Genomic DNA, 11,763 nt, shown 5'->3' on the forward strand with positions numbered 1-11,763 from the left:
AGTGTTCCAGGTCGATGTGTCAAGTGGTGCAGCGCTGCAAAGCCTCACAAAAAAAGCTTGACAGATCATGAGGTTGGCGTAGAATGCGCGGCCTTGGTTAAGCGGAAACGCGGACCGAATCGCTCTTTAACAAATTGGAATCAAGTAATTCGTGTGGGTGCTTGTGGATGTCGTGATGATCGCAAGATTATCAGCCTACAAGTAACTCGTGAATTCATGAGTTTAGTAAGCTGAGCCAAGTTTAGGGTTTTCTCAAAACCCATGCAGTTTTTAACTGAAGAGTTTGATCATGGCTCAGATTGAACGCTGGCGGCAGGCCTAACACATGCAAGTCGAGCGGAAGAAGGGAGCTTGCTCCCGGATTTAGCGGCGGACGGGTGAGTAACACCTGGGAATCTGCCTGATAGTGGGGGATAACGTCCGGAAACGGGCGCTAATACCGCGTACGTCCTACGGGAGAAAGCAGGGGATCTTCGGACCTTGCGCTATCAGATGAGCCCAGGTCGGATTAGCTTGTTGGTGAGGTAATGGCTCACCAAGGCGACGATCCGTAACTGGTCTGAGAGGATGATCAGTCACACTGGAACTGAGACACGGTCCAGACTCCTACGGGAGGCAGCAGTGGGGAATATTGGACAATGGGGGCAACCCTGATCCAGCCATGCCGCGTGTGTGAAGAAGGTCTTCGGATTGTAAAGCACTTTAAGTTGGGAGGAAGGGCTTTAGGCTAATACCCTGAAGTTTTGACGTTACCGACAGAATAAGCACCGGCTAACTCTGTGCCAGCAGCCGCGGTAATACAGAGGGTGCAAGCGTTAATCGGAATTACTGGGCGTAAAGCGCGCGTAGGTGGTTCAGTAAGATGGGTGTGAAATCCCCGGGCTCAACCTGGGAACTGCATCCATAACTGCTGGGCTAGAGTACGGTAGAGGGTAGTGGAATTTCCTGTGTAGCGGTGAAATGCGTAGATATAGGAAGGAACACCAGTGGCGAAGGCGACTACCTGGACTGATACTGACACTGAGGTGCGAAAGCGTGGGGAGCAAACAGGATTAGATACCCTGGTAGTCCACGCCGTAAACGATGTCAACTAGCCGTTGGGAACCTTGAGTTCTTAGTGGCGCAGCTAACGCACTAAGTTGACCGCCTGGGGAGTACGGTCGCAAGATTAAAACTCAAATGAATTGACGGGGGCCCGCACAAGCGGTGGAGCATGTGGTTTAATTCGAAGCAACGCGAAGAACCTTACCTGGCCTTGACATGCAGAGAACTTTCCAGAGATGGATTGGTGCCTTCGGGAACTCTGACACAGGTGCTGCATGGCTGTCGTCAGCTCGTGTCGTGAGATGTTGGGTTAAGTCCCGTAACGAGCGCAACCCTTGTCCTTAGTTACCAGCACGTTATGGTGGGCACTCTAAGGAGACTGCCGGTGACAAACCGGAGGAAGGTGGGGATGACGTCAAGTCATCATGGCCCTTACGGCCAGGGCTACACACGTGCTACAATGGGGGATACAAAGGGTTGCCAAGCCGCGAGGTGGAGCTAATCCCATAAAGTCTCTCGTAGTCCGGATTGGAGTCTGCAACTCGACTCCATGAAGTCGGAATCGCTAGTAATCGTGGATCAGAATGCCACGGTGAATACGTTCCCGGGCCTTGTACACACCGCCCGTCACACCATGGGAGTGGGTTGCACCAGAAGTAGCTAGTCTAACCTTCGGGAGGACGGTTACCACGGTGTGATTCATGACTGGGGTGAAGTCGTAACAAGGTAGCCGTAGGGGAACCTGCGGCTGGATCACCTCCTTAATCGAAAGATCACGCGCTTTTTCAAGCACTCACACGAATTACTTGATTCCGAAAGAAAGGCGATTAGGTCTGTAGCTTTAACGCAACAGGTAGCAGGCCGAGATAATTGGGTCTGTAGCTCAGTTGGTTAGAGCGCACCCCTGATAAGGGTGAGGTCGGCAGTTCGAATCTGCCCAGACCCACCAATTGTCGAGGTGTCAGGTCTGAACGGGGCCATAGCTCAGCTGGGAGAGCGCCTGCCTTGCACGCAGGAGGTCAGCGGTTCGATCCCGCTTGGCTCCACCAGGTCAGCAGCATGCCATCGCCGGTACTCGATAAGAGTTCATACATGAATGATCCCGCAGGTTTATGACGGGATGATTGATGTCTGATCTTTGATCAGTCGCTCTTTAACAATGTGGAAAAGTGATAGAAGTAAGACAAGACATAACGGGTGTTTCACTGCACACGTTATGGCTAAGGTAACTTGTAATCTCAAGTGCAAGTTCCGGATTGTCGTGAAATCATGTCAAGACATAGGCTTTGAGCAATCGGCGCAAGCAGATTGTTTGGGGTTATATGGTCAAGTGAATAAGCGCATACGGTGGATGCCTTGGCAGTCAGAGGCGATGAAAGACGTGGTAGCCTGCGAAAAGCTTCGGGGAGGTGGCAAACGACCTTTGATCCGGAGATCTCTGAATGGGGAAACCCACCCAACATAAGTTGGGTATCACACACTGAATACATAGGTGTGTGAGGCGAACCCGGGGAACTGAAACATCTAAGTACCCGGAGGAAAAGAAATCAACCGAGATTCCCCAAGTAGTGGCGAGCGAACGGGGAGCAGCCCTTAAGCGGTATTGAGTCTAGTGGAACGCTGTGGAAAAGGCGGCCATAGTGGGTGATAGCCCCGTACACGAAAGACTCTTTGCCGTGAAATCGAGTAGGTCGGCGCACGTGAAACGTTGACTGAACATGGGGGGACCATCCTCCAAGGCTAAATACTCCTGACTGACCGATAGTGAACCAGTACCGTGAGGGAAAGGCGAAAAGAACCCCTGTGAGGGGAGTGAAATAGATCCTGAAACCGTATGCGTACAAGCAGTGGGAGCGGACTTGTTCCGTGACTGCGTACCTTTTGTATAATGGGTCAGCGACTTATATTCAGTGGCGAGCTTAACCGTCTAGGGGAGGCGTAGGGAAACCGAGTCTTAATAGGGCGTTTAGTCGCTGGGTATAGACCCGAAACCGGGCGATCTATCCATGGGCAGGTTGAAGGTGCCGTAACAGGCACTGGAGGACCGAACCGACTACCGTTGAAAAGTTAGCGGATGACTTGTGGATAGGAGTGAAAGGCTAATCAAGCTCGGAGATAGCTGGTTCTCCTCGAAAGCTATTTAGGTAGCGCCTCGTGTATCACCACTGGGGGTAGAGCACTGTTTGGGCTAGGGGGTCATCCCGACTTACCAACCCCATGCAAACTCCGAATACCAGTGAGTGCAGAGCACGGGAGACACACGGCGGGTGCTAACGTCCGTCGTGAAAAGGGAAACAACCCAGACCGTCAGCTAAGGTCCCAAAGTTATGGTTAAGTGGGAAACGATGTGGGAAGGCTTAGACAGCTAGGAGGTTGGCTTAGAAGCAGCCATCCTTTAAAGAAAGCGTAATAGCTCACTAGTCGAGTCGGCCTGCGCGGAAGATGTAACGGGGCTCAAACCATACACCGAAGCTACGGGTGCATCTTAGGATGTGCGGTAGAGGAGCGTTCTGTAAGCCTGTGAAGGTCAATTGAGAAGTTGGCTGGAGGTATCAGAAGTGCGAATGCTGACATGAGTAACGACAATGGGAGTGAAAAACTCCCACGCCGGAAGACCAAGGGTTCCTGCGCAACGTTAATCGACGCAGGGTGAGTCGACCCCTAAGGCGAGACCGAAAGGTGTAGTCGATGGGAAACGGGTTAATATTCCCGTACTTCTGGTTACTGCGATGGGGGGACGGAGAAGGCTAGGCCAGCACGGCGTTGGTTGTCCGTGTTTAAGGTGGTAGGCTGAGATCTCAGGTAAATCCGGGATCTCAAGGCCGAGAACTGATGACGAGTGTTCTTTTAGAACACGAAGTGGTTGATGCCATGCTTCCAGGAAAAGCCTCTAAGCTTCAGGTAACTAGAAATCGTACCCCAAACCGACACAGGTGGTCAGGTAGAGAATACCAAGGCGCTTGAGAGAACTCGGGTGAAGGAACTAGGCAAAATGGCACCGTAACTTCGGGAGAAGGTGCGCCGGCTAGGGTGAAGGACTTGCTCCGTAAGCTCTGGCTGGTCGAAGATACCAGGCCGCTGCAACTGTTTATTAAAAACATAGCACTCTGCAAACACGAAAGTGGACGTATAGGGTGTGACGCCTGCCCGGTGCCGGAAGGTTAATTGATGGGGTTAGCTTCGGCGAAGCTCTTGATCGAAGCCCCGGTAAACGGCGGCCGTAACTATAACGGTCCTAAGGTAGCGAAATTCCTTGTCGGGTAAGTTCCGACCTGCACGAATGGCGTAATGATGGCGGCGCTGTCTCCACCCGAGACTCAGTGAAATTGAAATCGCTGTGAAGATGCAGTGTATCCGCGGCTAGACGGAAAGACCCCGTGAACCTTTACTATAGCTTTGCACTGGACTTTGAATTTGCTTGTGTAGGATAGGTGGGAGGCTGTGAAGCGTGGACGCCAGTTCGCGTGGAGCCAACCTTGAAATACCACCCTGGCAACTTTGAGGTTCTAACTCTGGTCCGTTATCCGGATCGAGGACAGTGTATGGTGGGTAGTTTGACTGGGGCGGTCTCCTCCTAAAGAGTAACGGAGGAGTACGAAGGTGCGCTCAGCACGGTCGGAAATCGTGCGTAGAGTATAAAGGCAAAAGCGCGCTTGACTGCGAGACCAACACGTCGAGCAGGTACGAAAGTAGGTCTTAGTGATCCGGTGGTTCTGTATGGAAGGGCCATCGCTCAACGGATAAAAGGTACTCCGGGGATAACAGGCTGATACCGCCCAAGAGTTCATATCGACGGCGGTGTTTGGCACCTCGATGTCGGCTCATCACATCCTGGGGCTGAAGCCGGTCCCAAGGGTATGGCTGTTCGCCATTTAAAGTGGTACGCGAGCTGGGTTTAGAACGTCGTGAGACAGTTCGGTCCCTATCTGCCGTGGACGTTTGAGATTTGAGAGGGGCTGCTCCTAGTACGAGAGGACCGGAGTGGACGAACCTCTGGTGTTCCGGTTGTCACGCCAGTGGCATTGCCGGGTAGCTACGTTCGGAAAAGATAACCGCTGAAAGCATCTAAGCGGGAAACTTGCCTCAAGATGAGATCTCACCGGGGACTTGATCCCCCTGAAGGGCCGTCGAAGACTACGACGTTGATAGGCTGGGTGTGTAAGCGTTGTGAGGCGTTGAGCTAACCAGTACTAATTGCCCGTGTGGCTTGACCATATAACGCCCAAACAATTTGGGCCATGGCCTGACACATTGATTGAACGACAAGCTGGAACGGCACGAGATTACAGTAACCTCCTTGTTAAATGACTATCACTTTTCCCACCCTTTCGTTGTGTGGACTCAACACCCACGCGACAACCGAATTGCTTGACGACCATAGAGCATTGGAACCACCTGATCCCATTCCGAACTCAGCAGTGAAACGATGCATCGCCGATGGTAGTGTGGGGACTCCCCATGTGAGAGTAGGTCATCGTCAAGCTTCAAATAAGAAACCCCGCCAGCTGGCGGGGTTTTTTTATGCCTGAATCGCCACCTGTCTGCGCACCTTGTGCCTTGTGCTACGAGTTCGGCCCTGGTGATGGGAGCGGCCCTGGCCGCGAAGAGCTGGCCGACAAGCTCACATAATGCTCTTATGCCTTATTGTTTTATGTGCTAAGTAAAACGGTCTAATTGAAATATTGTTATATAGAACTAGCTTGGTTATTCTCTTTGGCCTGATTAATGACAGCAGTAATTGCCTGGAGGATGTATGGCCACTCACCGTTCCCTGTTCAAACGAGCCAGCCGTTGGGGTGGCGCCTTGGTGATGAGTGCCGGTTTGTCCATGGGGCACGTCCAGGCGGCGGATCAGACTCTGCTCAACTCCTCCTACGATATTGCTCGAGAGCTGTTCTCTGCTTACAACGAGCTGTTCGCCGAGCAATGGGAGAAGGAGACCGGCAAGACTGTGGAGGTCAGACAGTCGCATGCGGGCTCTTCACGCCAGGCTCAAGCGATCATCCAGGGCCTGCGGGCAGATGTGGTGACCTACAACCAGGTAACCGATGTCGATATCCTGCATGAGCGCGGCAATCTGATTCCGGAGGATTGGCGGGATCGTCTGCCCAATGCCAGCTCGCCGTATTACTCGACCATGGCGTTCCTGGTGCGCAAGGGAAACCCGAAGAACATTCAGAACTGGGATGACCTGACCAGAGAGGATGTCAGTTCCGTGCTGCCCAACCCGAAAACGTCGGGTAATGGCCGTTACACCTATCTGGCGGCGCTGGGTTATGCACAGAAAACCTATGGCGATGATCAAGCTGCTATCGACAACTTCCTGCGTACGTTCCTGGGTAACGTGGCAGTATTCGACACCGGCGGACGTGGCGCGACTACCACCTTCGTGGAGCGTGGTATCGGCGACGTTCTGCTGACCTTCGAGTCCGAAGTCAACAATATTGCTGCACAGAACGACGGATACGAAGTCGTGGTGCCGAAAATCAGTTTCCTGGCCGAGTTCCCCGTGACCTGGATCGACAAGAGCGTCAAGCACAACGGTACCGAAGACCTGGCAAAAGCCTATCTGGAAGGGCTGTATTCTGAAGATGCGCAGCGCCTGATCGCCGGCTTCTACAACCGGGTGCACAACGAGAAGGTGAAAGCCGAGTTCGCTGACCAATTCCCGGAAGTTGAACTGTTGCCCGTCGAAGAGATTGGCGGCAGCTGGGAAAATGTGATGAAGGAACATTTCGCCAGTGGTGGTAAACTGGATCAACTCCAGCGTCGGTAAAACAATCTTCACATGAATCGATCTCTCTCCGGCCTGTTGCCGGGTCGTTCCAGCCAACCCGGCAAGCGTGTCTTGCCGGGTTTTGCTTTGAGCCTTGGCGTTTCGCTGTTCTTCATCAGTATCGTCCTGCTGCTGCCACTCACCGGTCTGATCATGCAGACCGCCGATATGGGCTGGGAGCGGTACTGGGCGGTGGTGACTGATGAGCGGGTAATCGCCTCCTATAAGGTCACTCTCTGGGCCGCTGCCTTGGCATCGATAATCAATGGTCTGGTCGGCTTGCTGCTGGCCTGGGTGTTGGTGCGCTACGACTTCCCCGGCAAACGCATCATGGATGCGCTCATCGATCTGCCGTTCGCGTTACCGACGGCGGTGGCGGGGATTACCCTGACTGCGCTTTTCGCCGCAGATGGTTGGTACGGTCAGATTTTCTCCCTATTCGATATCAAGGTCGCCTTTACCCCGTTGGGTATCATCGTGGCGATGTCTTTCACCAGCCTGCCGTTCGTGGTGCGCACGGTGCAGCCGGTGCTGGAAGATCTGGCTCCGGAGGATGAGGAGGCTGCGGTCAGTTTGGGGGCAACGGACTGGACGGTGTTTCGCCGGATTCTGTTTCCCGCCATGTGGCCGGCGCTGATGACCGGGGTGGCGCTTTCGTTTACCCGTAGTCTTGGAGAGTTCGGCGCGGTGATCTTCATTGCCGGTAACATGCCCTATGTCAGTGAGATCATCAGCTTGATGATCTTCGTACGGCTGCAGGAGTTCGATCACGCGGCCGCCAGCGCCATTGCCTCGGTAGTGCTCATAGCCTCGCTGATCCTGTTGCTGGGCATCAACCTTTGGCAGGCGCGCTATCTGCGCCGGCTGCACGGACGGTGAGCGCCATGCACGAACGCAAGACAATGCGCGCTGGTGATCAGCCCTGGGTGAAGTGGTCGTTGATCGCCATGGCTTTCGCGGTAACCATGCTGATGCTGGTGATCCCGTTGGTGATCATCTTCAAGCAGGCCTTCGCCGCCGGTGGGGCAAACTACTGGGCCAACCTGACTGACACCTATACGATGCACGCGATCGGACTGACGTTGCTGGTGGCTGCGCTGACAGTCCCGATCAACCTGGTCTTTGGCGTCATGCTGGCCTGGCTGGTGACACGCTTCGATTTTCCCGGCCGCAAGGTGTTGATCACCTTGATCGATATACCCTTCGCAGTGTCACCGGTGGTGGCCGGTCTGCTGTACCTGTTGCTGTATGGCAGCAACGGTTGGCTGGGTAGTTGGCTGATGGATCAGGATGTGCAGTTGATGTTTTCCTGGCCAGGCATCGTGATGGTAACGGTCTTCGTGACCTGTCCCTTCGTGGCCAGGGAGCTGATCCCGCTCATGCAGCAGCAGGGTCGCGAGGAAGAAGAGGCCGGCGTGGTGTTGGGTGCCACCGGCTGGCAGCTGTTTCGCCGAATCACGTTGCCGAATATCCAATGGGCACTGCTCTACGGGGTGGTGTTGACCAATGCCCGGGCGGTGGGTGAATTTGGTGCGGTCTCGGTCGTGTCGGGCAACATTCGCGGCGAGACCAACACCCTGTCGCTGCATGTCGAGCTGCTATACCAGGATTACAACGTGACCGGTGCTTTCGCCAGTGCGTCGCTGCTGGCAGGTATCGCGCTGATCACCATAGTCGTGAAAAGTTTTGTGGAGTGGCGTCAGGCCCGGCAGCGCGCCCCTCTCGATGATCAATCGGATAATCGCTGATGAGTATTTCCATCGAAGGTATTACCAAGCATTTTGGCTCCTTTCAGGCGCTGAAGGATGTGTCGCTGGATATCCCGGATGGCCAGTTGGTCGGGCTGCTCGGGCCGTCCGGCTCGGGCAAGACGACGCTGCTGCGGATCATTGCCGGTCTGGAAACAGCCGATGGCGGGCGGATCCTGTTTCATGGTGAAGACGTTACCGGCTTGCATGTGCGCGAACGCAAGGTTGGTTTCGTGTTCCAGCACTATGCCTTGTTTCGGCACATGACGGTGGCCCAGAACGTAGCGTTCGGGCTTGAAGTGATGCCTGCGAAGGAAAGACCGCCGGCGGCGGAGATTCGCAAACGCGTCGATATGCTGCTGGAAATGGTTCAACTAGGGCAGCTGGCGGACCGGTTCCCGGCCCAGCTGTCCGGTGGGCAGAAACAGCGGATCGCGCTGGCCCGTGCGCTGTCGATGAAGCCGCAGATCTTGCTGTTGGATGAGCCCTTCGGTGCGTTGGATGCCAAGGTTCGCAAGGATCTGCGCCGCTGGTTGCGCGCCCTGCATTCGGAGTTTCATTTCACCAGTGTCTTCGTTACCCATGACCAGGAGGAAGCGCTGGAGCTATCCGATCAGGTCGCGGTAATGAGCGCCGGGCGCATCGAGCAGGTGGATCGGCCGCAGCAGTTATATGCCGAGCCGAGCAGCCAGTTCGTATTCGATTTTCTCGGTCATGTGAATGTGTTCGCCGGCCAGCAAAACGGTACTCTGCTTAATCAGGATGACGCCTGGGTTCGGCTGCCTGTCGGCGCGGCGGAGCGGGTGGGGCAGACGGCGCAGCTGTACATGCGGCCGCACGAATTAACCCTCCAGAGTGCACCGGCAGCCCATGCCCATCTTCCGCTGTGCATCGAGTCGATCAGCCTGGTGGGCGCCGAAGTGCGCTTGGAGTTGTCTGCACGCGGTTGGGCGACGGCGGAGCATTGGGAAGTCGGCATAACCCACACCCAGTTCAATAGCTGGCAACCGGCCCGGGGCGACCACTGCTTCGCTGTGCCGCGGGTGGCCCATGTCTTCCAGGCTGAAGGGCAGGCGCCGGAAACGATCCGCTGGCAAAGCGGGGAGCTGGATGATCCTGCGGCGATGATCTGATATCGGCGTGACATTAAGCGAAGCGGTGATTTATTATCCCGAAGCTACAGGAATGTAGACAAAGGGAACGGCTGCCATGCAGGCGGCTATATAAGAACAGTAGGGAGTTAGTTCATGTTGCGTAAATCATTGCTTGCCGTATTGGTATCCGGTGTCATGGTGTCAGACCTTCAGGCTGCAGAGAGTCAATCTAATGGCTATCTGTTTGGCAATATTGGCCAAGCGGATGCAGACACACCCGATTTTGTTCGCGGCTTGGATAGTGAGCTCGGTGCTATCGCTAACGACGCTGGTCTGATCTTCGGTTCGGATTATGACGGGAAAGACTCGGCCTTCAAAATAGGCGCGGGTATTCAATTGAACCGCTATGTCGGTCTGGAATTTCAATATATTGATCTCGGTACAGCCAGCTATAAAGCGGAGCTCAGCGACGGGTTCGATACATTGAGCGCCAAGATCGATGGCGACACCGATGGCTTTGGTGCCAACGTTGTTGGCACGTTGCCTCTGGACCGCTTCAAGCTGTTCGGCAAGGTGGGCTACCACCAGCTGAAAACGGAAGCTAAGCAAAAGGTTTCAATGGCAGGCGTTGGTTCCCTGACGGAAAGCGATTCGACTACCGAGTGGGTTACTTCCTTCGGTGTAGGCGCATCCTACGCCTTCACTCCCCAAATCGAACTGGTTGCGGAATACGAGCAGTATCGTGATGTTGCCGATGAATATGATGTCGACTTCGGCTCCATCGGGCTACGCTACAATTTCTGATCCCACCAGCCCGGGCCGCTCTGGCCCGGGCTGCTTTCGCAACAAGCAGTAGCGACCCTGATCGATCCCCAGCCAAATTTTCTCGAAGCACTGTCCCCTTTGCACTATAATCGCCCGTTTGCGTAATTGCCTGGTTCGACCGGGCGGATTTGAGGGCCATGACACCGTGATCAAGACGCCGTATTACCTGATCGACAAGATCAAGCTGCAGCGCAACATGGAAAAGATCGCCTATGTGCGCGAACACTCTGGAGCCAAGGCATTGTTGGCGCTCAAGTGCTTCGCTACCTGGTCGGTTTTCGACCTGATGCAGGAGTACATGGACGGCACGACCTCCTCTTCGCTGTATGAAGTCAAGCTGGGCAAGCTCAAGTTCGCCGGTGAGACCCATGCCTACAGCGTGGCCTACGCCGATGATGAGATTGCCGAGGTCCTGGCCCATTCAGACAAGATCATCTTCAATTCCATCAGCCAGTTGCAGCGTTTCGCCGATGCTTCGGCCAGCCACACCCGTGGTTTGCGGCTCAATCCGCAGGTCAGCAGTTCCGACTGGTTGATTGCCGACCCGGCGCGGCCTTTCAGCCGATTGGGCGAGTGGGATGCGCAGAAAGTGGAGCAGGTAATCGACCAGATCTCTGGCTTCATGATCCACAACAATTGCGAAAACAGTGACTTCGACCTGTTCGACAGCATGTTGCGGCAGATCGAGGAGCGCTTCGGTGATCTGTTGAAGCGAGTTCAGTGGGTCAGCCTGGGTGGTGGTATCCACTTCACTGGCGAAGGCTATCCCTTGGACAAGTTCTGCGCCCGTCTGAAACAGTTCGCCGAGCAATATGGGGTTCAGGTCTATCTGGAGCCGGGCGAGGCTGCCATTACCATGAGCACCTCGCTGGAAGTTTCGGTGCTGGACACCCTGTATAACGGCAAGCAACTGGCGGTGGTCGACAGCTCGATCGAAGCGCACATGCTGGACCTGCTGATCTACCGTCAGTCGGCGCGCATGGAGCCCTGTGACGGCCCCCATGAGTACATGGTCTGCGGCAAGTCCTGTCTGGCCGGCGATATCTTCGGTGAGTTCCGGTTCGACAAGCCGCTGCAGATCGGTGATCGCCTGTCCTTTATCGATGCAGCCGGTTACACAATGGTAAAGAAGAATTGGTTCAATGGCGTGAAAATGCCATCCATCGCCGTTCGCCAACTGAATGGTGAGGTTGAACTGGTACGTGAGTTTGGATTCGAAGATTTTGCGAGTGCCCTCTCCTGAGGTCATGAATTAGCCCAAGGAGGCGTTCAGAGG

General features: G+C 54.8%; 6 protein-coding genes, 2 tRNA genes and 3 rRNA genes. All 11 read left to right on the forward strand.

Annotated elements, in window-relative coordinates; translation table 11 throughout:
* The first annotated feature begins 271 nt into the window (after positions 1-271).
* The 11 genes from QAO71_RS01860 to nspC all read left to right on the forward strand — a co-directional run bounded on the left by QAO71_RS01860 (position 272) and on the right by nspC (position 11,730).
* Positions 272-1,808, forward strand: a 16S ribosomal RNA gene (locus tag QAO71_RS01860).
* Between the two features lie 108 nt (positions 1,809-1,916).
* Positions 1,917-1,993, forward strand: a tRNA-Ile gene (locus QAO71_RS01865).
* A gap of 24 nt (positions 1,994-2,017) precedes the next feature.
* Positions 2,018-2,093 (forward strand) — tRNA-Ala (locus QAO71_RS01870).
* A 275-nt stretch (positions 2,094-2,368) separates the two neighbouring features.
* A 23S ribosomal RNA gene (locus tag QAO71_RS01875) occupies positions 2,369-5,259 on the forward strand.
* Between the two features lie 152 nt (positions 5,260-5,411).
* A 5S ribosomal RNA gene (gene rrf, locus QAO71_RS01880) occupies positions 5,412-5,527 on the forward strand.
* Together the 16S, 23S and 5S rRNA genes with 2 tRNA genes alongside form the textbook arrangement of a ribosomal RNA operon.
* Positions 5,528-5,797: 270 nt before the next feature.
* Positions 5,798-6,820, forward strand: coding sequence for a thiosulfate ABC transporter substrate-binding protein CysP (cysP, locus tag QAO71_RS01885; protein WP_280165104.1), 1,023 nt, complete (start codon positions 5,798-5,800; stop codon positions 6,818-6,820).
* A 12-nt stretch (positions 6,821-6,832) separates the two neighbouring features.
* Positions 6,833-7,699, forward strand: coding sequence for a sulfate/thiosulfate ABC transporter permease CysT (gene cysT, locus QAO71_RS01890; RefSeq protein ID WP_036993248.1), 867 nt, complete (start codon positions 6,833-6,835; stop codon positions 7,697-7,699).
* Between the two features lie 5 nt (positions 7,700-7,704).
* A complete protein-coding gene (gene cysW / locus QAO71_RS01895) occupies positions 7,705-8,568 on the forward strand; it encodes a sulfate ABC transporter permease subunit CysW (protein WP_280165105.1) in 864 nt (287 codons plus the stop codon).
* Positions 8,568-9,701 (forward strand): TOBE-like domain-containing protein, encoded by a 1,134-nt coding sequence (locus tag QAO71_RS01900; protein ID WP_036993246.1) that lies wholly within the window; start codon positions 8,568-8,570, stop codon positions 9,699-9,701. The genes cysW and QAO71_RS01900 overlap by 1 nt, the downstream gene beginning before the upstream one ends.
* A gap of 114 nt (positions 9,702-9,815) precedes the next feature.
* Positions 9,816-10,466 (forward strand): porin family protein, encoded by a 651-nt coding sequence (locus tag QAO71_RS01905; RefSeq protein WP_280165106.1) that lies wholly within the window; start codon positions 9,816-9,818, stop codon positions 10,464-10,466.
* A gap of 166 nt (positions 10,467-10,632) precedes the next feature.
* Positions 10,633-11,730, forward strand: coding sequence for a carboxynorspermidine decarboxylase (gene nspC, locus QAO71_RS01910; RefSeq protein ID WP_036993243.1), 1,098 nt, complete (start codon positions 10,633-10,635; stop codon positions 11,728-11,730).
* The last annotated feature ends 33 nt before the right edge of the window (positions 11,731-11,763 follow it).

Origin of the sequence: Halopseudomonas sp. SMJS2 (assembly GCF_029866945.1) — a bacterium.
GTDB lineage: Bacteria > Pseudomonadota > Gammaproteobacteria > Pseudomonadales > Pseudomonadaceae > Halopseudomonas > Halopseudomonas bauzanensis.